Below are 22,450 nucleotides of genomic sequence, written 5' to 3'. Positions count from 1 at the left end.
CCCCTGGTGACGCACCGTCACTCAGTCGGGTGATCGTCGCCAATTCGGCTGGCGAGTCGGGTGATTGGTTCGGCAGCGTCATTCCCGACAGGTAATCGCACACACGAATCGGCCCCCGCCGGGACGGGCATCCCGGACGAGGGCCTGATCACCAAGGAAGAAACGACCTTCCCGATGACTGCTCAGCACCTTAGCGCGCCCATGCGCCGCCGATCCGCCCGTTCCAGCCTCGGAGTTGCGCATATGGACGAACGTCATGACCAAGAGTTCACGGTGGTCGGAGACCATCTCGCCCAGCACCCCGATCTGTCGCTCACGGCGATCGGGCTCGCGGTCCACATCCAGTCGCTGCCGACCGGTTCTCTCGTCGGCATCAAGGTCCTGGCGGAGAAGTTCCCTGAGGATGCGACGCGGATCGCCGCCGCCTTGCGGGAGTTGGAGAAGTACGGCTATCTGTCCCGCACCAAGGAGCGCCTGCCGTCCGGGCAGATCGTGACCCGTACGACCTCGTACAACAAGCCCCGTACGAGCCGCACGCTCCACGTGGCCCCCGCACCTCGCCGCGAACCGGCCCCGGACACCAAGGAGCCGGAACAACAATCGGTACCGGTAACGGCATCGGACGCCCCCGACCTGCTGCCCGCACACCGCGCCGCCCGCAACGTCCTGGCAGGGCTTCCTCTCCGCGAGCCGCGGCTCCACCTCGCCGAGCGGGACGTACGACGCCTCGCGCCCGCCGTGGCGGCCTGGCTGGGGCGGGGCGTCGCCCCCGACGACGTGCAGCGGACTCTCTGTGCGGGACTTCCCCGGGAAGGAGTACGGCACTCGGCAGAGGGTCTTCAACTGTTGCGGCTTTTGCTTAAGCAGGCTGGGTGATGCTGCTTATCGGATGTGGAGGTGATCCGCAGGGTTTCGCTGGCTTTCCATCCGATTGAATGTGTTTTCTGCTGATTCTTGCGGGTCGGCGCGGGTGGGGTCCGAAGGTGGTTGGGCATGGAGCTTCTTCGGTTGGCGGTGGCCGCCCGGCGGGTGGGTGTGCACCCGGGCACGTTGCGGCTGCGGGCGAACGAGGGCAGGGTCCCGGTGGTGTGGGTGGGGCGGGAACGCAGTTTCTGGGTCGAGGCGTTGGACGCGCTGACCGGCGTCGGGGAGAGTGGTGCTCGTCGTGAGGCGTTGTACGTGCGCGTTTCGGGCACCAGTGGGCAGGATTCGTCGCTGGCCGCGCAGGAGACGGAGTTGCGGTCCTCCGCTTCGGGTGTCGTGGTGGCGGTGTTCAAGGACCGGGCCTCGGGACTGCGGGAGTCGCGTCCGGGCCTTGACCGACTGCTGAAGCGGGCGGCGGCGGGGGAGTTCACGCATGTGCGGGTCACGCACGCGGATCGCCTTGCCCGGTTCGGTGCCGGCTGGCTGATGCAGGTCCTGGCCCATCACGGGGTCGAGGTGGAAGTGGTGCACGCCAAGGGCGCGGCCGGGGGGATGGAGGAGTTGCTGGACGATTTCATGTCACTGGTGGCCACCTTCGCGGGCCGGATGTACGGAATGCGCTCGCGCGAGACCCGCCGACGGCGTCTCGCCGAAGCCGGAAATCGTGTAGAACATCCTGCTCCTGCTCCTGCTCCTGCTCCTGCTCCTGCTCCTGCTGGGGTGGTGGGTGAGGGCCGTGGCTAGGTTGATGGCGACGGCGACGTGTACCGCGTTTCGCGGTGTGGTGGAGGCGACGGGTGAGGGGGTCGGGCAGCGGGATCTGCTGGAAAGAGTGGGGTTCCTGGCCGAGTTGAGTCAGGAGTTGACCCGTGGACTGGTGGCCGCCCGGTGGGACGAGGAGTCCTTGGACGTACTGGCCGCCGGGGTCGACGAACACGGTGAGGTGTTGCCGTCCAAGGGCTGGATGGCACTGCGCCGCCTGAACTGGCCGCAGGCTCTGGCACCGCCGGCCGGGGTATATCTCTCGGACCGGGTGCACCGGGGCGTCCAGGAGTACGCGGCCCGGATCTTGCGGCTGGCGCTGCACCGGCGGGCCATCGTGGCCGCCGTGCTTAACTCCTGGCCCGCGGATCCGCGGCGGCGCAGTGAGGCGGAGTGGGCGGCGTTGCGCGCGCTGCTGCCCGCACAGGCGAGCAACGCGGAGATCCGTAACCGCACCCGGCAGATCCGCGCCTACCTGGCCGAGCACGGGCAGCTGCCCGATGGGCTGTGCGCGTTGGAAGGTCCGCCACAGGTGGCCCGGCAGGTGCTGCTGGCGGCGATGGACCGCCAGCAGGTCACCCTGGAGCGGGTGGATACGGTCACCGCCCGACTGCGCCTGAAGCTGCCTCTGTGCGCCGCGCCTGCGTCGGGCCGCGACTGGGCCTGGCATGTGATCGATTTCCGGCTGCCCGGCACCATCGCACCCGATGCGGTGCTGCACGCCCCAACCCTGCGCCCCACCACCGGCGGACGGATCGCCGTCGATCTGCCGCACTCGATGCCCGTGGCGGCCACCGCCGCGCGCGGGCACCAGGTCGCGTTGGGCTTCGACTGGGGCGTCAACACCCTGCTCACCGGGGTGGTGGGCCGCCTGAGCGGACCCGCCGCCGCGCACCCGGTGCTCACCGACGGACGGCCCTTGATCTTCGACGCGACGGTGATCAGCGCCGACCTGCATCGGCTGCGCACACAGCGCGAACACCTCGCCGCCAAACGCGAACGTCACCAGGCCCTGGCCGACGGGCTCGGCTCGCCCTTCCCGGCCTGGGGCGAACACCTGCACCGGGCCCAGGCCCTTGAAGTCGAGCACATGCGGGTGTGTGCCCGCATCCGGCAGCTGAATGCCGCGCTGGCCTGGGCGGCCGCCCGCTGGGCTGTCGATCAGGCGGTGGCGCTCGGCGCGAGTGTCATCTACCTCGAAGACCTCGCCACCCTCGAAGCGCGCGGCCGGCGCCGAAACAACGCCCGGCTCTCGGGGCAGGTGCGCGGCACGGTGGTCACCGCGATGCGCCACCTGGCCGCGAAGGCAGGGATCGCGGTGGTCACCGTCCCGGCGAGGGGCACCTCCAAACTGTGCCCGTCCTGCCTGCACGCCCTCACCCACCACCCCGCCCCCGACCGCCTCACCGAACGCGGCTGGAAATGGGCCCACTGCACGCGTTGCGGGCTGTCCCTGGACCGGGACCACGCGGCCGCCCGCAGGATCGTGGCGCGCGGACTGCTCGCCCAGACCCACACCACCGCCGACCGCGCCACCGGCACCCGCAGCATCCGCACCACCGTCGAGGGCACCGTCGCGGTCGCCCGCCGCCCCAAGAAGACCAACCGCCGCCTGCGCCGACAACGCCAGGCAGCAAGCGCGGCGCCCCGCCGGAGCGGACCGAAGACCACTTTGGGCAAGGGACACCCCACCTCCCGCAGGCCCAGCGCCACCCGCCACCACAATGACCGGCGCGCCACTACCGACCCGGCCCCGGCCTCACCGACTTCCCGCCGTATGCCCGATGTGCGTACGGTCCCCGCCACCACCCCCACCCCGGGGGCAGTCCAGCGTCCGGCGGGGCATGACACCACGACACCAGCCGCAGCCCAGCCGGTGCCAGGTCATGGAGTACCCGCGTCCTTCCTGGTCCAGGGCCACCGTCCTGGACCAGGAAGGACGCGGCTCTCACGCAGAACCTGTCGGCAACGCACCCGCGCTGCCCAGCGGACCGGCTTCCACCACCTGCACGCCACCGAAGTCCACCCCCTCACCCCGAGGTTCGGACCCACCGGCAGCGACCGCACACGGCCACGCCGCGCCCGAAAAGCCTGGAAACCACAGGCACACACAGAGTTCTAGAGACGCTTCCTGGCCCACCGCCTCACCGCCCTCCTGCCGTCACCCCTGGATCGCCTCGACCCCGCCCCGGCGGCGTCCCGATCCGACCCCCCTCCAGAACTGCGACGCCTGCGACCGAGCCTTCCGCTCACCCCACCGGGGCCGCTGCCGGGACTGCCGTGCCAGCGCGCGCCGGGCGGCCTAGGCATGTCGGGAGCGAAATCACGTGGTCCACGCCGTCACGGCAACATGCAGTGGTCTCCGCCAGTACCGTACGAGGAGCGAACCACCAGCACCGGAGGTCACCGTGAGCGCTCAGAGCGACGGCCCGTACGGACCGCTGATTCCCATGCCCGAGTTGACTCCGGACGCGCTCCGGGGCGCGGTGGCCCGGATCGCCCCCAGTCGGCTTCCGGCGCTCACGCAGCACCTCTTCGAAGCCACGACCAACGCCCAGCAGACGCAGAGCCTGGCACCATTGCGCGCCTTCGTGCACTCCTGGGCCGTGTTCGTCGCGATCGAACGACACCCTGTTCGGGCCGCTCGGCTGCGGGAGTGTGAGCGGATCGTGGACGCCGGTGAGTTGGACCCTGCTGAGGCGATCGCCGAGATCCGTGCGATCCGGGAAGCCGCGGAGGCGGAGGCGGGGTTGTGACCGACTGGTCCTGGGACTACAACCCGAGCGCCGAGTACGTGACCAGTGGGCTGCCGCCGGGAGTTGTGCGCGGTTTCATCAGTTTCCTGCCGGTGCCCCGTCATGAATGTGTCTACGTCTGCAACGCCACCTGGTACGGCTGAGGAATCTGGGCCCCCTGGGGCATTTGTCGCATATCGGGCGATTCTCGATAGCATGGGGAGTGGCCGGAGCCGTGTGGTGATGCCCGGTGGGCCGGGTGCCGGGGCGTATCCCGGTGTGTGCTCATCTCGCGGGATTCATGACCGGCCGCTGATCCAGGGGGTGCGCCCCCGGTACAGAAGGTGAGCAATCATGACGGGCAAGATGGACGCGTCAGAGGCCGCACGCATCATGCGCGACCCGAACGCCACGGAAGAAGAGCGCTCGGTAGCCGCCAGCGCCCTGTCCGACGTCGAGAAGGGCCACCACACGAGCAAGCGGGTCGCATCCGAGGCAGGGCAGCTTCTGCCGGACGAGAAGATCTCCGAGGACGACCGGTCCGTCGCCGGGAGTGACCTGTCGCAGACGGGCAGGCGCAAGCGCGAGGGCGACCGCTGAGGGACGGACAGCGACGCCAGTCTGCATCGTCGGGTGGGCATCACGTCACGCGTGGTGGCCACCCGACGGTCGTCCATGGCGTCCGACCCCGACGGTCGTCGTGGTGTCCGTCCGGGCGGCCGCGGCTCTGACCAGGAGGGATCACTCGACCCTCACTTCACCCACACTTCGCGTCCGATCCGGGCCCTGAATGGACCGTTCCCGGTCGATTACAGTGCTGGCCGGTCATACGTACGGACGAGACGCGATGGGAGGTCTTGGTGGGTGCGACATCCGGTGCTGTCTGGGGCCGCACCGAACAACAGGACTTCCGCGGCCGCGTGCGCGGCACGCTGCTCGGGGTGGCCCTCGGGGACGCTCTCGGCACCCCCGCCGACGGGCTCACGGTGGAGGAGATCCGCACGGCCCACGGCGCGGAGGGCCTCGTCGACCTGGCCCCCGGGTACGGCCGGCGCGGCGCCGTCAGCCACCACACCCAGCTCACCCTCTTCACGGTGGACGGGCTGATACGCGCCCAGGTCCGCCGCGACACCGGCGCCTGGCATCCGCCCACCGACCTGAACCGGGCGTATCTGCGCTGGGCGGCCACCCAGCGCGACTGGGGTCCGGACGAGCGCCGCAAGGAGGACGGCTGGCTCGCCCGTGAGGAGTGGCTGTACGCCCGCCGCGACCCGCCCCGCTCGCTGCTGGCCGGCTTCGCCGACGCGAAGACGGGCACCCTGGAGTCGCCGAGGAACCCCGGCGAGCTGGGCCCGGAGGCCGTCGCCCGCTCCGCTCCCTTCGGACTGCTGGTCGGCTGGGAGCCGCGGCTCGTCGCCCAGCTGGCTCTCGAGTGCGCGGCCCAGACCCACGGCCACCCCGCCGCGTACCTGGCGGCGGGCGCGTACGCCGTGATCGTGCACGCGCTGGCCCGCGGGGAGAGCCTGGACGGCGCCGTGCAGCGCTCGCTCGGCCTGCTCGCCGCCCGCCCCGGCCACCAGCCCGTCTCGGACGGACTCCAGCACGCCCTGGGCGCCGTACGGCAGGGCATGCCCACCCCCGCCCGGGTCGAGGAGCTCGCCGGCGACGGCTCGGCGGACGGTCTCCTGGCGGCCGCCGTCTACTGCGCCCTGGTGGGCGAGGACGTACGGCACGGGCTGTGCCTCGCGGTGAACCAGGGCGGACCCTCCGGCGCGGCGGGCGCGCTCACCGGCGGACTGCTCGGTGCCCTGCACGGCGAGACGGCGCTGCCCCCGGCCTGGCTGGCCGAGCTGGAGGGCCGCCCCACGATCCTGGAACTCGCCGACGACTTCGCGATGGAGATGACCCAGGGCCCCGCGCTGCACGGTCCCGCCGGGGCATCGCCGGGCTGGCTGGCCCGCTACCCACGGGCCTGAGCACGGCCTGAGCACGGCCTGAGCACGGCCTGAGCGCCGCCCGCCCGCGCCTACCGCAGCAGCTCCTCCGGACACGGCGTGCCCCGGGGCAGCTGATAGGGCGCCGCCAGCCGGTACGTCCCCGCCTTCGGCGCGACCAGCACCGTCCAGGTGTCGCCCTGGGCGTCCTGTGCGGTCTCCGTCAGACAGCCGCCGGTGTTGCGGAACGTCCTCGCCGATCCCGCGGGCCGCCGCTTGGACGCCTCCGTCTCCTGCGGCGGCTCGACGCCGGTGCCGTGGGCGTCGACGATGCTCAGCCACGGCGAGTACGGGATGCGGACGAGGACGCGGCCCGGCCGCTCCACGTCGACCGTCAGCTCGCCCTGCTCCGCCCGCTCCACCACCGCGTGCGGCTCGGCGAGCGGCACCGGGTCGGTCACCCGGAACAGCCGCCAGTTGTCGTCGCCCCAGACCTGGTGCAGATACGGCATGCCGCGCTGCACCAGCGTCCGCTCCCGCTCGCCGCCGTTGCCGTCCGGTTCCTCCCGGGGGAGCACGACGAAGTGCACCGCCCAGCGCCGCAGCCACTCGTGGTAGTTCGCCGAGTTGAGGGTGTCGTCGTAGAAGAGCGGGTTGCGCTCCATGTCGGCCTGGCGGTTCCAGCCGCGGGCCAGGTTGACGTACGGCGCGAGCGCGGAGGCCTCGCGGTGGGAGCGGGCCGGGACCACCTCGACGCGGCCCCGCTCGGCGCCCGCCTTCTGGAGCTGGTGGACGAGCGGGGCGAGTTCCCGGGCCCAGGACGCGGCGGGCGTCGTGTGGACCACGTCGTCGACCGACTTGAAGCCGATCCAGCCGACGAAACCGGCGAAGGCCAGCACGATCGCGTACCAGCGGCGCGAGCGCGGCGCGGCGAACGGCAGCGCGGCGACGAGCGTGACGCCCGCGAACAGCATCGCCAGCCGCGAGATGTTGGAGCCGATCTGCGAGCTGACCAGCCACACCAGCACGACGGCGAGGCTGTAGATGCCGGCCGTCAGCCGGACCGTCCGCCACTTCCTGGGGACCAGGAAGGCGCAGAACAGGCCGTACAGCAGCGGCAGGAACACCGAACCGATCGTCATCGGCTGCGTGCCGGAGAAGGGGAACAGCCACGCAGAGAGGGCGACCACCACCGTCGGTGCCAGACCCAGCGCCCAGGCGCCCGGCCGCCGCTTCTGCAGGAACAACGCCGCCGCGACCAGGCCCACGAACAGGCCCGCGACCGGCGACGCCATCGTGGCGAGCGCGGCGAGCGGCGCGGCGGCCAGCGCCTTCGCCCACCGCTTGAAGCGCCAGCGGTACGGCCAGCAGAAGACGGCCGCGACCGCGCCCAGCGCGAACATCGTGCCGAGCCCGAAGGTGACCCGGCCCGACGCGGCGTTGCACAGCAGCGCGAGGACTCCTCCCAGCCCCGCCCACAGCGGGTTCCGCACCGACCTGCTGCGGACGAGTATCAGCGTCAGCAGCCCGGCCGACACCGTCCCCGCGATCATCATCGTCGTACGGACGCCGAGGACCGACATCAGGTACGGCGACACCATGCTGTACGACACCGGGTGCATGCCGCCGTACCAGGCGAGGTTGTACGCCGAGTCCGGGTGCCGGCCGACGAACTCGGCCCAGGCGTCCTGCGCGGCGAGGTCGCCGCCGCCGCTCGCGAAGGTGAAGAACCAGACGACGTGGAGCAGGGCCGCCAGCACGGTCATGGTCAGGACCGGGTGCCTCGGCAGACGGTCGCGCAGGCGCAGGCGCAGGCGCAGGCGCAGGCGCAGGCGCAGGCGCCGGGGCAGGGTGGGGCCGAAGCGGACGAGGGCGGGGCCGTACATGCGGCCGTAGATCCGGTCGTACAGGCGTCCAGGCGGGCCGGGGGCGGGGTGCGGGCCGCCGCGCGGGCGGGCCTCGTCGCCGTCCGTGTCCGCCGCGGACCGGCGTATTCGCGGGCCGGCTCCCGCTGCCGGGCTCGGATCGGCGTCGTGTGTCGGCTCCGTTGTGGCCACCTGAGGCTCTCCCCGTGTCCCGGTCTTCGTTCTCGGCCGATTCCCTCGACCACACCCGGGTATTCACGGCCGCTTCCCGTCCAGTGTGCGGCCCTGGCCCGTGCGCGGCGACCTGCCCCGATTCGGGACGCTAGCATGCACCCCGCCGCGGAGGTCCCGGGATCGGTCCTGGGATGGGCTCCGTCGACGGGGTGCGTACCTGGTGCGTACTTGGTGCGTACGGGGTGCGGGTGCCGGGCCGTCCGGCGCGGCTCAGAGGATGCGGGTCAGCTTGTCCTGGTAGGCCGGTTCCACGAGGTCCTTCTGCAGGGCGACCGGCACCTTCACCGCGCCCTTCGAACCGTCACCCACGGAGAGCGAGCCCACCTCGGTGCCGGCCTTCGCGGTGTGGGGCACGGTGCCGGAGACGAAGGACAATTTGACCTTCAGCCCGGCCCAGCCCACGGCGGTGACGTCCTGGGTGATCACGACCGGGGTACGGCCGCCGAGCCCGTCGTCGACGTACCCGACGACGTCGCCCTTCTTCAGGATCGTCGCCGGCTTCAGCGCGCCCTGCGCGGCCCGGATCAGCTTGTCGCCCGCGTCGAGGGCACCGCTGAGGATCGTGTTGTCCGCGCCGCCGGGGCCCTGGCCGAGCACGCTGCCGACGATCATCCGCTCCGCGCCGTCGACCTCCTTGGTCGCCGCGAACACGAGGTTGCCGCCGGCCGCGGTGGTGGTGCCTGTCTTGATGCCGATGACGTGGTTGTAGCCGACCAGACGGTTCCAGTTGCTGTGCTTGGCGCCCTTGTAGTCGGTGTACTCCATCATCCGCGCGATCTCCCGGAAGGAGCCGTCGCGCATCGCGGCCTTCGCCAGCTTCACCTGGTCCACGGCCGTGCTGACCGTCGTCTTCCGCAGCCCCGACGGGTCGGTGTACGTCGTGCCGGTCATCCCGAGGTCCTTGGCGGCGGCGTTCATCTTCTTCACGAACGCCTCCTCGGACCCGGCGTCCCAGCGCGCGAGCAGCCGGGCGATGTTGTTCGCGGACGCGAGCAGGACGCCCTCCAGGGCCTCCCGCTGGGTGATGGTGTCGCCCGCGCGGACCTCCACCGTCGACTCGCCGTCCGCGGTCGCCTGGTCCTGCGCCTTCCGGTCGACGTGGATCTTCGCGCCGTCGCCCTTGAGCGGGTGGTCGCGCAGGATCAGATACGTCGTCATGACCTTGGCGACACTGGCGATCGGCACGGGCTTCCGCGTCCCGGACGAGCCGAACGAACCGATGCCCTCCACGTCGAGCGCGCCCTGGCCGCCCGACGGCCACGGGACGGCGGTCTGGTCGCCCTCGAACCGGTAGGACTCGGCGGCGGTCAGGGTGAGCGTCGGCGTGGGCAGCGGGCGGACCGCCTGCACGACGGCGAACACGATCGCCAGCAGGATCACCAGCGGGGTCCAGATCTTGACCCGGCGGATCGCCGTGCGCACCGGAGTCTGCGGGGGCGGCGGCGTGTTCGTCAGCTCCGCCAGCAGGTCCAGCGGCGGCTTGGGCGGCAGCGGCTGCTGCGTCGTGCGCTCGGGGCCGATCTGGGGGATGGCGGTGGTGGCGGTGGCGCTGTTGCCGGGCGCGCCCGGCTTGCGGGGCGACGGCGGACCGGACGGCGTACCGGACGGCGCGTCAAGGGGCTTGAGCGCGACGAACTTGCTGGTGCGCTCGGGGGGCAACTCTGGGGACTGCTTCGGTGCCTCTGGGGTCTTGGGCGTCGCCTTGGGTGCTTCGGGTGTCTTGGGTGCTTCCGGTGCTTCTGGTGCTTCGGCGGTCTTCTCCGGCTTGGCCGCGCCGCCGAGCTTGAGCATGGTGGTCGGCTGGTCGACCTGCGGCTTCTTGGGTGGGCGTACGGCCTTGAAGACGGTGGTGGGGTGATCGACGGGCTCGGCGTCCGAGCCGGAGTCATCGCTGTCGCTGTCGCTGTCGTCGTCAGCGCCGGCTTCGGGCTTGTCGTCGGCCTTGTCGTCGCCGTCGGCGACGGGCTCGCCGGCGTCGGTCGCAGGCTCGACCTCAGCTTCAGCTTCAGCTTCAGCTTCAGCTTCAGCCTCGGCCTCGTTGTCATCGTCGCCGTCGGACTCCGCCTCGGCGGCGTTGTCGTCCTTCTCGGCAACGGAGTTGACGGACTCGTCCTCCGAGTCCCCCTCGTCGCCGCCCTCGGCCTGAACCGGCTCCTTCTCGGACCCCTCGGACTCCTCAGCCTGCTCGGCCTCCGCGGGCTCCTCCTCGGACTCCTCAGCCTGCTCGGCCTCCGCCGAGTCCTCGGCGTCGGCCTTCAGCTCCCGTACCGAAAGAACCCTCGTCGCCGAATCGACGTCCTCGCGCGCCCCGGACTCCCGCGTCTCGGTCACCGTACCCGCACTCCCCGACTCCGGTTCTGCCGACGACTCGCGCTGCTTCGACCTGTCGGGGGACTCGCCCGCCACCGATGCCTCCTCCATGTGCCGCACGCCCTGCGTGCGTTTGTCGATACCCACCGCCCGGACCGCGCCTCCCCGCCGCTGTCCGAACCGTGTACCAGTGTCCTGTGTGGGGGCTTGGCTCCTGCGGTAGACGAGAACGACATACCTGCCGGTTCCCTCGCAAACCGGTCACGCGCTCTCGACAGACCAATGTGAGAGGCGTCACCCTGTCTCTCATCCACGCGGGGAGGCATGGATGGGCAGGAGCCGCAGAACAATTCCGGAGGAGCTTCTGCTGCTGGCACTGGACCCGGCCACGGGTACCACTGCGCAGCCGCAGTCGCTCGACCTTGGTCTGGCCGGAGCACAGCTAGTGGAGCTGGCGCTGGCCGGACGGATAGCCCCAGACGGGGATCGTATCGCCGTGGTGGCACCACGGCCGACTGGAGATCCAACTTTGGACTCCGCCCTGGAGTTGCTGCGCAGGCGCGGCGCTCCGGTGCGGGCCGTCCACTGGATTGGCGGGCCCCGTCTCGGGCTCCGTCAGACCTACCTCTCACATCTGGAGCGGTGCGGCATGGTGCACGCCGTACCGGGTCAGATGTGCGGAGTGCTGCCGACGACGCGCTACCAGGCCACGGAGACCGCCATCAGCCGGGAGATCAAGGCCCGGCTGGACTCGGCGATCCGCACCGGCGTCCCGCCGGACCCGCGGACCGCGGCGCTCGCCGCCCTGGCTCACGCGGTCGGTCTCGGCAAGCACCTGTATCCGGGTAACGAGGGACGCTCGTCCCGCTCCCGGCTGCGGGATCTGATCAGGCACGACCCCATGGGCGGCCTCGTGGCGCACGCCGTGATGGACGTCCAGAACGGCGCGGCGGCCCAGCCGCGTCGTGGCCCGGCCACGTCCGGCCGGCAGCAGGGGCCCGGAGGACCCCGGCCCGCGGCGGAACCCGCCCGCGGTGTTCCGATGCAGCCACATCGCGGCGCCGTCGCGGCGCGCGCCGTGGCCCACTGAACTGATCCGGACCGGATCGAAGGGCACGCACCACGCCGAGCGGGGCGGTGGGGCCGGAACAAACCGGCCTCGCCGCCCCGTTCGGCGTCGCCCAGTGCTGCCCAACGCTGCCCAACTGCCCAGGCCTGCGTACGGACGTACCACCGCACCCCACAACGTCCCAACTGACGCGTACGCGCCGCATATCCACCGTTTCCCAGCGGTGGTGAGCGGCTTGGTGGCAGTCTGCTCAACAGCAGATACACAAAGTGTCAGGTGCAGGTACGCAGGCAGGCAGCCGGAGGTGCACGTCCCGTGGCGTCCAATGTCAATCCCACCGTCAGGCGGCGCCGGCTCGGTCAGGAGCTGCGCAGGCTCCGCGAGCTCAAGGGCATGACGGCGGAGGAGGTGGCGGAGCGACTGCTGGTGTCGCAGTCGAAGATCAGCCGCCTGGAGAACGGCCGGCGCAGCATCAGTCAGCGCGACGTCCGCGACCTGTGCGGGGTGTACGAGGTCGAGGACCAGCGGGTCGTCGACTCCCTGATGGAGATGGCGCGCGACTCGCGGCAGCAGGGCTGGTGGCACGCGTTCGGCGACATCCCGTACAGCGTCTACATCGGCCTGGAGACGGACGCCGAGTCGCTGCGTGTGTACGAACCCCAGCTCGTCACCGGCCTGTTGCAGACCCGGGCGTACGCCGAGGCCCTGGTCCGCGGGGCGTTGCCGGAGACCTCGACCGCCGACATCGACAAGCGGGTCCAGGTGCGGATGCGGCGACAGGAACGTATCACCGCCGAGACCAACCCCCTGCGGCTGTGGGTCGTCCTGGACGAGGCCGCGCTGCGCCGGGTGGTGGGCAGCAAGCTGGTGATGCGGGAGCAGCTGGAGCACCTCATCGAGATGTCGCAGCTGCCCCATGTCACCGTCCAGGTCCTGCCGTTCGAGGTCGGCGCGCATCCGGGGCTCAACGGTCAGTACGCGATCCTGGAGTTCGTGGACGCGGCCGACTCCAGCGTGGTCTACCTGGAGGGCGTCACCAGCGACCTCTACCTGGAGAAGGCGCACGACGTGCAGAAGTACGCGGTGATGTACGAGCACCTGCGCGCCCAGTCCCTGAACGTGGACCAGTCCCGCCAGTACATCTCGGACGTGGCGAAGGAGTACGCCCGTTCCTGAGCCGCCGGTGATCGGTTCCGGTGGGAGGCGCGGGATCGTACACCGGCATCTCGCCCGGGTGGAAGACGCGCCGGAATATGCCATCCACATGGGTGAACGACTGCTCCGGAAGAGGGTGTTGCCGAGTAGCGTCGATCACGCCAACCGTCGGACACGGTTGGCGTGATTCGCACGACAGCAACTCGCTACAGGAGTGGACATGGCACTGCTTCAGGGCGCCACGGAGACGTGGACGAAGTCCTCCTATTCCGCCGGGAACGGGGCGTGCGTCGAGGTCCGGTCGTCCGAGACCGCGGAACTCGCCGTACGCGACTCCAAGGTCCCCGAGGGTCCGGCGCTGGCCTTCCCCGCCGACGCGTGGAACACCTTCGTGGCCTCGGTCAAGGCCTGAAGGGGGCACCGGCCGGAACGCTTCGAGGTGTAAGGAGGGCGTCCCTGCCCCTCGACAACCACAACTACAACTGCACAGCAAGCATCACCGAAGAGCCCTCTCGACCAGCCCGCCGTCCTAGCCGAGGGGGCTCGTCTCTTCCCTTCTCCCCGCCGGATCAGGCCAGTTGTGCCTCCACCGCGGCGACGACCTCCGTCGCCTCCGGCTCGGTCTGCGGGGAGAAGCGGGCGGCGACGGTGCCGTCACGGCCGATCAGGAACTTCTCGAAGTTCCAGCGGATGTCACCGGTGTGGCCCTCGGCGTCGGCGTAGCCGGCCAGGCGCTCGTACAGCGGGTGGCGGCTCTCCCCGTTCACCTCGACCTTCTCGGTCAGCGGGAAGGTCACGCCGTACGTCGCCGAGCAGAACTCGGCGATCTCCTCGGCGCTGCCGGGCTCCTGCCCGAGGAACTGGTTGCAGGGCACCCCGAGGACGGTGAACCCCTGGGCGGCGTACCGCTCGTGGAGCCGCTCCAGGCCGGCGTACTGCGGGGTGAGGCCGCACTTGGAGGCCACGTTCACGATGAGGACCACCTGGCCCGCGTACTGCGAGAGGTCGGCGGAACCGCCCTGAAGGGCACCGATCTCGACGTCGAGCACGGAGCCGGTGTTGTCAGAAGTCGTCATGGGCGGATGCTAGTCCCGCCGGACGACGCGGTGGTGCCGGCGGCGCGGTGACCTGGGGACCCGGCGTCTGGTGGCCCGGCGTCCGGTGGCTCAGTGGCCCGGCGTCCGGTGGCTTGGTGCCCGGCGTCCGGCGATCGGTGGCTTGGTGCCCGGCGTCCGGCGATCGGTGGCTTGGTGGTCCGGCGTTCGGTGTCCGGCGGCTGGTGGCTTGGTGGTCCGGCGTCCGGCGACCGGCGACCGGCGGCTCGGGGGCCCGCCGCCCCGGCGGCCTGGCGCCCCGCGACCCGCCGCCCCGCGACCCGCCGCCCCGCGACCCGCCGCCCCGCGACCCGCCGCCCCGCGACCCGCCGCCCCGCGACCCGCCGGCCTGGCGCCCGGCGGTCAGCAGGACCTCGCCCGCCGCCGTGCGGGAGTAAAGCACCGACCGGCCCGCCCGCCGGCGCTCCACCAGTCCAGCCTCCAGCAGCACCCTCAGATGCCGTCCGACCGAGCCGAGCCCCTGTCCGGTCACGGCGGTCAACTGGGTGGTGCTCAAAGGGGAGTCGAGCAGCGCGAGCACTCCGGCGCGGGCCGTGCCGAGCAGGTTGCCGAGGGAGGCGGGAACGGCCCTGCGGCGGTCGTCGGCGAGCACGCCCGTGCAGGGATAGACGACGGCGTAGCGCTCGCGCTCCTCCCACGCCACCCAGCCGGTCTGCGGAGTGACCGGGACGAAGACCAGCTCGGCGCCGGAGATCTCGCGCGGCGGGTACTCGTGCAGGTTGACCTGGAACCGGCTCTCGCCGAGCCAGCGCGTACCCGGCCGCAGCGAGTCGAGCACCATGGCCCAGCCGCCCCGGCTGACCTGCGCGATCCGGGCGACGACATCGGCCTCCAGGATGCGCCGGCGCCGGGGCCAGTACGGTCGTACGGCCTCCTCCCAGACCCACTCCTGGAGCCGGGCCGCGCGCTCGGGCAGGTCGTCGCGCTCCAGGGCGGACGGCAGCGGGCCGCCCAGCGAGACCCGCAGATGGTCCCGCGCCCTGGCCGGACAGGCCGAGCGCACGCGGGTGAGCGCCTCCTCGAAACTCTCCCCGTCCCTCGGCGTGGGCGTGAGGAAGTCGGCGATCCAGTCCCGGCCGAGTCCCGCGCGCAGCAGCAGCGCGGTGACCGGATCGGCCGCCAACCGCGCCCGGTACACGGGCAGATGGGCGCGCAGCCAGTCCTCTTCGCCGGGATGCGTACCCGTGCCCGCGTGCAGCAGCTTCAGGCTCGCGAAGGTCTCGGCGAGCGGGGAGAGCACGAAGCGGCTGCGGGCGAGTGTGTCGGCGTCGATCTGCCACCAGCCCAAGGGGACCTCCGGACGTCCGCGGCCGTCGTCCCCACGAGGTTTCGCGCGGACGCGAAACACTAACCGCCGTACGCCGGTGCGCCGAAGACTCCCGCACATGACCACGACCACCGGCTACCGGCGTCTCTTCCGCACCCCGGAGTTCACCCCCCTCTTCCTCGGCTCGGCCGCCCAGACCGCCGCCTCGACGCTGAGCGGACTCGCCCTGGCCACGCTCGTCTACCGGGCGACCGGCTCGCCGCTGCTGTCGGCGATCAGCATGTTCGGCCCCTCGCTCGCCCAAGTGCTGGGCGCCACCGTCCTGTTGTCGGGCTCCGACCGGCTGCCACCGCGGGCCGCGCTCGCCGGGATCGCGCTCGCCTTCGCGGCCGGTACGGCCGTGCTCGCCCTGCCCGGCCTGCCGATCGGCGCCGTCTTCGCCCTCATCCTCGTCCTCGGCCTGGTCGCCTCGCTGGGCGGCGGGGTCCGCTGGGGACTGCTGAACGAGATCCTCGGCAAGGACGCCAAGGGCGGCTATCTGCTGGGACGTTCGGTGTTCAACATGATGGTCGGGGTCATGCAGATCACCGGATACGCGACGGGCGGCGCCCTGCTCATCCTGCTCTCCGCGCGCACCGCCCTGCTGCTGTCGGCGCTGCTGTACCTCACCGCCGCCCTGGTCCTGCGCCTCGGCCTCACCGACCGCCGCCCCCGGTCGGCGGGCCGCCTCTCGGTCTCGGCGACCTGGCGCACCAACGCGCTGCTGTGGTCCGCGCGCCCGCGCCGCCTGACCTACCTGGGGCTGTGGATCCCCAACGGCCTCGTCGTCGGCTGCGAGTCCCTCTTCGTGGCGTACGCCCCCGGCGCCGCCGGCACGCTGTTCGCCTGCGGGGCCCTGGGCATGCTGGCCGGCGACCTGACGGTCGGCCGCCTGCTCCCGCCCTCCCTCCGCGCCCGGCTGACCACCCCGCTGCTCCTGCTGCTGGCCATGCCGTACCTCGCCCTCGCCATGCGCCCGCCGCTCCCGGTCGCCGCGTTCTGCATCGCCGTCGCCTCGGTCGGCTTCGGCGCAAGCCTCGTCCAGCAGGAGCGCCTGATGTCCCTGACCCCGGACGAGCTCAGCGGCCACGCCCTCGGCCTGCACTCGGCGGGCATGCTCACGATGCAGGGGGTGAGCGCGACGCTGGCGGGCTCGGTCGCGCAGGTCACGTCACCGGCGGCGGCGATGGCGGTGATGGCGACGGCGTCGATCGCGGTGACGGTGGCGCTCGCGGTACGGAATCGAGGGGTGCGGAATGCGGAGTCGGAGGTCGGCGTTGTGGCGTAAATGAGCGATATCGCCGGTAATGCCGCGTTCACTCCGCCCGAACGCGAGGCCATGCGTGAGCGCCTGTCGGCGGAGGCGGACGCCACCCAGGCGCAGATCGCGGCGCTGGGCCGCGATTTCGACGCGATCGTCGAGGCGCGGGCGCTGGTGGCGGTCGACGACGAGCACGACCCGGAGGGGTCGAGCACCGCCTTCGAGCGACAGCATGTGGCGGCCTTGCTGGTGCAGGCGCGCGACCACCTGGAGAAACTCGGCGAGGCGCTGGAGCGGCTCGACCGTGACGACTACGGGCGGTGCGAGGGATGCGGCGAGCGGATCCCGCCGGAGCGCTTGGAGGTACGCCCGGCTGCGACGAAGTGCGTGCACTGCGCCGCGATCCGCACGCGCTGACGCGCTCGCGGGTGTGCCCCGAGAGTCCGGCCCGGTCACACGGTCGGCCCGCCCCGGTTGCGAGGTGAGGGGGTCGCTGGGAGGGTACCGGGCGGGGGTATGGTCATACCGGAACCGGCCCCCGGTCACGAGGTGCGCCGGCAGGACGTCGGCAGACGTCGGCAGGACAGGGAGCGAGGCGGCGGTGCGTACGGAGCGATCGCACAGGCAGGCTGGCGCCTGGCCCGCGGTCGTGTGCGCGGTGCTGTTCGGCCTGTTCCTCATGCACGGCACACCGTCGGCTGCGGCCGAGGGCTGCCACACGGGGATGTCGCTGAGCGTGGCCCCGGTACCCGCCGGGGCTGCGGCGCATGCGGAGCACTCTGCCGGGCGCGCGGTGTACGCCGAGGACTCCGCCGGGGCTGCGGCGCGTGCCGAGCGCTCTGCCGGACACGCGGCGCATGCCGGGCCCGCGGCGTACGTCGAGGACCCCGCCGGGCTCCCGGCGCATGCCGAACACATGGCGTTCGCCGAGCACCCCACCGGGTCCATGGTTCGGGGTATGGCTCGGGGCGCGGACTCCTCGGCGGTGGTACTCGCCCCGCCCGCCGTGCCGGACCGGCACGGCAGTCAGTGCGTGGCAACCCCGGCCCGCGACCGCCTCCCGCTGCCGACCCCATGGGCCCTGGCCGTCGCGGTCGTGGCGGGCGCGCTCGTCTGGGCGTCGGCGGGACGGCGGGTGGCCGCGGGGGAGACGGGGCGTCGCGGACCCCCGGGCGGCGGACGCGATCTGCTCCTGAGGGTGTGCATCGCGCGGACGTGACAGGACGTACCGCCCGGGCCCGGACGACGGGCCGCGGGCACGACACGTCCTGATCACTCGCGCGCCGCTTCCGGCGGCACGCAGACACCCCGAAGGTGCTCGCACATGTCTTTCACCACCACCCGTTCCCCGCTCCGTCTCGCCGCAGCGGCGGCGGGTACAACAGCCGTACTCGCGCTGACGCTGGCCGCGTGCGGCGGATCCGAAGACTCCGCCGGCTCCTCCATGCCGGGCATGGACCACGGCTCGCACGCCTCGCACTCCTCCCGTTCCTCCCGTTCCCCTTCTTCCTCGCACGCGACCGGCGAGAGCGGCGGCGAGAGCGGGATGCCCGGCATGGACCACGGCTCGATGCCCGGCGCCGCCCACGGCGACGCGGCCGTCCGTGACGGCCTGGCCGACGCGGCGGACGGCTACCGCCTGACCTCCGGTACCCGCAAGCTCCCGGCGTCCGAGGCGGGCCGCTACGCGTTCCGCATCACCGGACCGGACGGCAAGCCGGTCACGGCGTTCGCCCCGGACCAGGCCAAGCGGATGCACTTCTACGCGATCCGCTCGGACCTGACGGGCTTCCAGCATGTGCACCCCGTCATGGCCGCCGACGGCACCTGGACCGCGGACCTCGCCGCGCTGACGCCCGGCAGCTGGCGGATGTTCGCGTCCTTCGCCCCGGACAGCGGGGCGGGCAAGGGCCGCGACTACGTCCTCAGCCGCACCGTCACCGTCCCGGGCGACGCACACAAGGCGCCGCTGCCGACGCCCGCGACCCGTACCGAGGTCGACGGCTACACCGTCACCGTCAAGGGCGAGCCCATGGCCGGCATGGCCCACCCGCTGACCGTGAGCATCACCCGGCAGGGCAAGCCGGTCACCGACCTCCAGCCCTACCTGGACACGTACGCCCACCTCACCGCCTTCCACGAGGGCGACCAGGCGTTCGCGCACCTCCACCCGGAGACCGCGGTCCGGGGCACCCGGGGCGGCGGCCCCGACCTGTCCTTCCACGCCGAACTGCCCGAGCCGGGCAAGTGGCGGCTGTTCCTGCAGTTCCGCACGGACGGCAAGCTGCACACCGCCGCGGTGACCCTGCGCGTCAACGGCTGAGCCTGAGGCTGAGACGAACGGCGCGGCCCCGGCCCGTCACCAGGACGGACCGGGGCCGCCCCGCACCTGCCGCCCGCGCCCCGGCGGATCAGACCTGCTCGACGGTGGGACGGATCCCGACGGCTCAGGACTGAGACCGGCCCGCGACGGCCGCCGTGTTGTCGCGAGGGGTGGTGTCCCAACGGCTCGCGGCCAAGTCGACGTGGCCGGTGGCCTGGCCGACGACCTGGAGGCGGAAGCCGAACATCTGGCGCTTGCCGGGGGAGAGTGCGTCGACGGTGCAGGCGTAGACCTCGATGCCGTGCTGAAGTCCCTTTCGCAGAGCGGAAGATAGGGAGGCCGCTCCGCGTGCTGCGTGAGTCTTCGCCAAGGAGAACGGCGAGATGCTCCACCTCGCCAACGTCACCCGGCGATGCCGGGACCCTCGCCCATGCGGTCGGGCCGACCTGAAGGGCATCCAGGAGATGCTCGGCCACTCCTCGATCACCATCACGGCCGACACCTACACGACCTGCTCCCCGAGGCGGACCTGACGATCGCTGAGGCCGCAGCACAGCTCGTACCGCGCGCCCGCACCACCGCCGAGAACACCGCTCCCGAAGTGGGGCCAGAGCCCGATGACGCGGAGAAGCCCGGTCCGGAGTCCGTGCCGGATGGTGCTGATCCGTTAGGAGGTATTTCGGAGATCAACTCCCCGTCCGCTGACGCACCTCTCACGCAAACGGCCCCGGACGAGCAGTCCGAGGCCGAATAGAACGCCTTCCTGGGTGAGAAATCCCAGGTCAGAGCGGTAATACGTGGTGCCCCCCGGCAGGATTCGAACCTGCGACACCCGCTTTAGGAGTGAGGGCGGGCGGCTGCTGGCGTGACCTGCCAGTTTCCCGCCTTTACTGGTGTTCGGCTGCTGTGCCTGTGCGTACCCCGCTTCCCCGTGAGTACCCGCCTGTTCTGGCACACGAGTGGCACGCCCGGTCTACTGAAGCTCTCGCCGGGCACCTGGGATGCCGGGGGGCGTTTGAACGTCAGCGCTTACCTGGCCGCCCAAGGTCATCACGTTGAGGGTCGCAGAGTTCTCGTTGGCGATCGCGCTCTCTACCCGGGCGACCAAGGTCGTGAAGGCTTCGCTCTCCGAGAGCCCTGAGTAGGGCCCCACCTTGGTTTCGAAGTAGATCCGTTCATGCCCAAGTAGCTGTTCGGTCGACCTGTAGTTCTTCCACTGTTCGCGGTAGCGGTACACGCTCTCCAAGGAGACTGAGCCGACAACGATCAAGCTCAGAACTGTGGCCGTAAGTTTTGCGAATGACAGGTCGAGGTTGACTAACACGGGGACCAAGGCTCCGCCGACAACGGAAATCGTCCTCATCCGGAGATGCATCGCCTTCGTCTTGACGGCCTTCTTGTCGTACCACTTCTGGTACTGAGTCAGCCTTCCCTCCACGTAGTCCTGCGCCGCGACCACCGGCCGCGAGACAGCAGGGTGAGCTTCGAGTGACTGACTGTCATCCGTTCCCGACATGCCTGGAAGTACATCGGTGGTCGAATGACGCAGTCAACTCGGCAGCTCAGCCCCGGAGCGCCAGCTTGGAAGAGGATCGGGCGCATCGTTGGACATAGGTCGGCGTAGTGCCCTCCGTCGACTGGTGTCGGTCCCACGCTGGCTTTGCAGTCCGGCCTCATCCTTATCAGGTCGATCACCGGTCTTCGTGACCACCGGCAAACCGGCCTGGACTCGGTGGTACGTCCTCCGGGGTCCGGCGTCGGCCGGTGCTGTTCGTGCTTGTTGGTGTCAGCTGCTGATGTCAGGAGCCTGCTGCACGCTCTTACGCAGGGACATGGATTCCACGTCGTAGCCGTTGCGGTGATACAGGGCAATGGCCGCCTCATTGTCCCCGAAGACATTCAAGCCGAGAGATGTCCAGCCCTCACGGGCAACGAGTTCTTCGGCGGCGGAGAGGATGGCGGACCCGTATCCGCGGCGCCGAAACACGGGGAAGACGTTGATGTCGTACAGCCAAGCTGAGCTGGCAGTGCCCGCAGCTTGGCGCGGATCCGGGCCGATCCACGCGTTCCCCACGACCTCGCCTGATCCGTTCTCCGCGACCACGAGATGGTGACCAGTCGTGTCGAGCCCGTCGGGGAGGAACCGCGCTGTGCCCTGATGAGCACGCTCCCGTGCCAGCTCCTCGGGCATGAAATTGCCGAGTTCCCGGATGGTCTCGGCTTCGCGATGCTCAGTCGCCGCGTCGTACTCCGACGGCGTCATCTTCCGTAAGGTCACCTTCTGCGCGTCCATGCCCCTATCTTCGACCGGTCACTGGTGGCAGCGGTACCGCTTTCAGCACTTGCCGCTAAGGCTGGCTAGTGACCGCGCTGCTGGCCACCTCAACCCACCACTCACCCCAGCTCCCATCCCGTCTGCCGTCGACCCACACACCGTGGAGCGGGCGTGGTTCCTGGCGGCCAGGTGGAGCGCGCCACTGTACGAACGACCTGGACGCCAGGGGCCGCGTCTGCTCGGCTCTGCCTGGGTCGATGGCAGACGGGATGGGAGCTCCCCACGCACGCCACTACTCCGGCCGGCACTCGCGGACGGCGCCCCCGCCATCTCGGAGCCTGAGCGCCCCCGCCGGAGGCATGCTTTGAGCGTTGCCGCGCTCCGCGGTTCTCGACTCACGACCCGGCCTGTTTCGCATGTGGGCGCGCGTCGGCGCAGCCCGGGCGGAGCGGGCCGAAGGCAGGAGCGGCGCCCGGAGCGGAGCCGGGAAGCGCGCCCGGCGAAGCGGAGCGCAGCCGGGGCTTGACGCTCGCAGGCGGAGATGCAGACGGGGGCCCTGTTCGACAAGGCGCCGAAGTCTGACGCTGGTGTCCGGCCGGTGGCCTTCCCGTCCGAACTCTTGCCGGACGTGGCACGCCATCTCGACGCCTATGCCGGGCCTGGCCGTGAGGGTCACGTCTTCCTCGGCCCTCAGGGCGGTCGGCTGCGGCGGAGCAACTTCCGGGACGACTGGATCAAGGCCAGGAAGAAGGCGGCCATCACGGCGGACGTGCACTTCCACGATCTTCGACACACCGGGAACACCCTCGCCGCGTCCGGCGCGAGCCTGCGTGAGCTGATGACCAGGATGGGCCACAGCACTCCCCGCGCTGCGCTGATCTATCAGCACATGGTCAACGGCCGTGACCGCGAGATCGCCGATCGGCTCGGTTCGATGATCCGCAAGGAACGGGGTGCTGCGGACTCTTAGTGGACTTTGTGGCACGTGTGTGGCACGGCCGCGATCATGGCAAAGGGCCAGTTCGAGAGGATCAATCCTCTGAACTGGCCCTTAGTCGTGTGCCCCCGGCAGGATTCGAACCTGCGACACCCGCTTTAGGAGAGCGGTGCTCTATCCCCTGAGCTACGAAGGCGACAGGCGTCAGCGTACCGGATGTGGACGGTGGGGTGTGGGGGTCAGGG

The 22,450-nt window shown here is 71.1% G+C and carries 22 protein-coding genes, 1 tRNA gene and 1 pseudogene; 16 read left to right on the top strand and 8 right to left on the bottom strand.

What is annotated here, in order from left to right:
• Window positions 1-243: 243 nt before the first annotated feature.
• The 7 genes from QFZ74_RS13555 to QFZ74_RS13525 all read left to right on the top strand — a co-directional run bounded on the left by QFZ74_RS13555 (window position 244) and on the right by QFZ74_RS13525 (window position 6,397).
• On the top strand, window positions 244-876 hold the full coding sequence (locus tag QFZ74_RS13555; protein WP_307621075.1) for a helix-turn-helix domain-containing protein: 633 nt from the start codon (window positions 244-246) through the stop codon (window positions 874-876).
• A gap of 117 nt (window positions 877-993) precedes the next feature.
• Window positions 994-1,668: an IS607 family transposase gene (locus QFZ74_RS13550; protein WP_307621074.1), complete on the top strand. Its 675-nt coding sequence runs from the start codon at window positions 994-996 to the stop codon at window positions 1,666-1,668.
• A gap of 37 nt (window positions 1,669-1,705) precedes the next feature.
• On the top strand, window positions 1,706-3,808 hold the full coding sequence (locus QFZ74_RS13545) for a zinc ribbon domain-containing protein (protein ID WP_307621073.1): 2,103 nt from the start codon (window positions 1,706-1,708) through the stop codon (window positions 3,806-3,808).
• A 286-nt stretch (window positions 3,809-4,094) separates the two neighbouring features.
• A complete protein-coding gene (locus QFZ74_RS13540; RefSeq protein WP_307621072.1) occupies window positions 4,095-4,442 on the top strand; it encodes a hypothetical protein in 348 nt (115 codons plus the stop codon).
• Window positions 4,439-4,585 (top strand): hypothetical protein, encoded by a 147-nt coding sequence (locus QFZ74_RS13535; protein WP_307621071.1) that lies wholly within the window; start codon window positions 4,439-4,441, stop codon window positions 4,583-4,585. Before QFZ74_RS13540 ends, QFZ74_RS13535 begins: the two co-directional genes overlap by 4 nt.
• Window positions 4,586-4,775: 190 nt before the next feature.
• A complete protein-coding gene (locus QFZ74_RS13530; RefSeq protein WP_307621070.1) occupies window positions 4,776-5,021 on the top strand; it encodes a hypothetical protein in 246 nt (81 codons plus the stop codon).
• Window positions 5,022-5,281: 260 nt separating this feature from the next.
• Window positions 5,282-6,397, top strand: a complete 1,116-nt coding sequence (locus QFZ74_RS13525; RefSeq protein ID WP_307621069.1) for an ADP-ribosylglycohydrolase family protein — start codon at window positions 5,282-5,284, stop codon at window positions 6,395-6,397.
• Window positions 6,398-6,447: 50 nt separating this feature from the next.
• On the opposite strand, the gene QFZ74_RS13520 is transcribed toward QFZ74_RS13525, so the two are convergent.
• Together QFZ74_RS13520 and QFZ74_RS13515 are read right to left on the bottom strand one after the other, a co-directional pair.
• On the bottom strand, window positions 6,448-8,412 hold the full coding sequence (locus QFZ74_RS13520) for an MFS transporter (RefSeq protein WP_307621068.1): 1,965 nt from the start codon (window positions 8,410-8,412) through the stop codon (window positions 6,448-6,450).
• 252 nt (window positions 8,413-8,664) lie between these two features.
• Complete coding sequence (locus QFZ74_RS13515; RefSeq protein WP_307624140.1) at window positions 8,665-10,875, bottom strand: D-alanyl-D-alanine carboxypeptidase; 2,211 nt, start codon at window positions 10,873-10,875, stop codon at window positions 8,665-8,667.
• A gap of 217 nt (window positions 10,876-11,092) precedes the next feature.
• Between QFZ74_RS13515 and QFZ74_RS13510 the strand changes: the two genes are divergently transcribed.
• The 3 genes from QFZ74_RS13510 to QFZ74_RS13500 all read left to right on the top strand — a co-directional run bounded on the left by QFZ74_RS13510 (window position 11,093) and on the right by QFZ74_RS13500 (window position 13,400).
• Window positions 11,093-11,854 carry a GPP34 family phosphoprotein gene (locus tag QFZ74_RS13510; RefSeq protein ID WP_307621067.1) on the top strand — a complete coding sequence of 254 codons (762 nt, stop codon included), beginning with the start codon at window positions 11,093-11,095 and terminating at the stop codon, window positions 11,852-11,854.
• Between the two features lie 294 nt (window positions 11,855-12,148).
• Window positions 12,149-13,009 (top strand): helix-turn-helix transcriptional regulator, encoded by an 861-nt coding sequence (locus tag QFZ74_RS13505; RefSeq protein WP_307621066.1) that lies wholly within the window; start codon window positions 12,149-12,151, stop codon window positions 13,007-13,009.
• Between the two features lie 199 nt (window positions 13,010-13,208).
• Window positions 13,209-13,400, top strand: coding sequence for a DUF397 domain-containing protein (locus QFZ74_RS13500; RefSeq protein ID WP_307621065.1), 192 nt, complete (start codon window positions 13,209-13,211; stop codon window positions 13,398-13,400).
• 157 nt (window positions 13,401-13,557) lie between these two features.
• Here QFZ74_RS13500 and QFZ74_RS13495 read toward each other — a convergent pair whose 3' ends face one another.
• The gene (locus QFZ74_RS13495) at window positions 13,558-14,064 is read right to left on the bottom strand and encodes a glutathione peroxidase (protein WP_307621064.1); all 507 of its coding nucleotides are present in this window, start codon (window positions 14,062-14,064) and stop codon (window positions 13,558-13,560) included.
• Between the two features lie 370 nt (window positions 14,065-14,434).
• Window positions 14,435-15,391, bottom strand: a pseudogene (locus tag QFZ74_RS13490) (ArsR/SmtB family transcription factor); the annotation flags it as partial.
• Window positions 15,392-15,488: 97 nt separating this feature from the next.
• Between QFZ74_RS13490 and QFZ74_RS13485 the strand changes: the two are divergent.
• From QFZ74_RS13485 to QFZ74_RS13470, 4 genes are all read left to right on the top strand, one after another.
• Window positions 15,489-16,697, top strand: coding sequence for an MFS transporter (locus tag QFZ74_RS13485; RefSeq protein ID WP_307621063.1), 1,209 nt, complete (start codon window positions 15,489-15,491; stop codon window positions 16,695-16,697).
• On the top strand, window positions 16,698-17,087 hold the full coding sequence (locus QFZ74_RS13480; RefSeq protein ID WP_307621062.1) for a TraR/DksA C4-type zinc finger protein: 390 nt from the start codon (window positions 16,698-16,700) through the stop codon (window positions 17,085-17,087).
• A 184-nt stretch (window positions 17,088-17,271) separates the two neighbouring features.
• Window positions 17,272-17,889: a hypothetical protein gene (locus tag QFZ74_RS13475; RefSeq protein WP_307621061.1), complete on the top strand. Its 618-nt coding sequence runs from the start codon at window positions 17,272-17,274 to the stop codon at window positions 17,887-17,889.
• A gap of 105 nt (window positions 17,890-17,994) precedes the next feature.
• Window positions 17,995-18,993 carry a hypothetical protein gene (locus QFZ74_RS13470; RefSeq protein ID WP_307621060.1) on the top strand — a complete coding sequence of 333 codons (999 nt, stop codon included), beginning with the start codon at window positions 17,995-17,997 and terminating at the stop codon, window positions 18,991-18,993.
• A gap of 124 nt (window positions 18,994-19,117) precedes the next feature.
• Here the strand turns inward: QFZ74_RS13470 and QFZ74_RS13465 are convergent, their stop codons facing one another.
• A complete protein-coding gene (locus tag QFZ74_RS13465; RefSeq protein ID WP_307621059.1) occupies window positions 19,118-19,363 on the bottom strand; it encodes a hypothetical protein in 246 nt (81 codons plus the stop codon).
• A 13-nt stretch (window positions 19,364-19,376) separates the two neighbouring features.
• Here QFZ74_RS13465 and QFZ74_RS13460 point away from each other — a divergent pair, with 13 nt between their 5' ends.
• Window positions 19,377-19,526 carry a hypothetical protein gene (locus QFZ74_RS13460; RefSeq protein ID WP_307621058.1) on the top strand — a complete coding sequence of 50 codons (150 nt, stop codon included), beginning with the start codon at window positions 19,377-19,379 and terminating at the stop codon, window positions 19,524-19,526.
• 440 nt (window positions 19,527-19,966) lie between these two features.
• Here QFZ74_RS13460 and QFZ74_RS13455 read toward each other — a convergent pair whose 3' ends face one another.
• Window positions 19,967-20,509, bottom strand: coding sequence for a DUF4231 domain-containing protein (locus tag QFZ74_RS13455; RefSeq protein WP_307621057.1), 543 nt, complete (start codon window positions 20,507-20,509; stop codon window positions 19,967-19,969).
• A 270-nt stretch (window positions 20,510-20,779) separates the two neighbouring features.
• Window positions 20,780-21,286 carry a GNAT family N-acetyltransferase gene (locus QFZ74_RS13450; protein WP_307621056.1) on the bottom strand — a complete coding sequence of 169 codons (507 nt, stop codon included), beginning with the start codon at window positions 21,284-21,286 and terminating at the stop codon, window positions 20,780-20,782.
• Window positions 21,287-21,896: 610 nt separating this feature from the next.
• On the opposite strand from QFZ74_RS13450, the gene QFZ74_RS13445 reads away from it, so the two are divergent.
• Window positions 21,897-22,238, top strand: coding sequence for a tyrosine-type recombinase/integrase (locus tag QFZ74_RS13445; RefSeq protein WP_307621055.1), 342 nt, complete (start codon window positions 21,897-21,899; stop codon window positions 22,236-22,238).
• A gap of 90 nt (window positions 22,239-22,328) precedes the next feature.
• Here the strand turns inward: QFZ74_RS13445 and QFZ74_RS13440 are convergent.
• Window positions 22,329-22,401 (bottom strand) — tRNA-Arg (locus tag QFZ74_RS13440).
• Between the last annotated feature and the right edge of the window lie 49 nt (window positions 22,402-22,450).

The sequence above is a fragment of the Streptomyces sp. V3I7 genome (assembly GCF_030817495.1).
Classification (GTDB): Bacteria; Actinomycetota; Actinomycetes; order Streptomycetales; family Streptomycetaceae; genus Streptomyces.
The sequence above is the reverse complement of the archived record's forward strand: the minus strand, read 5'-3'. Positions and strand labels throughout refer to the sequence as shown.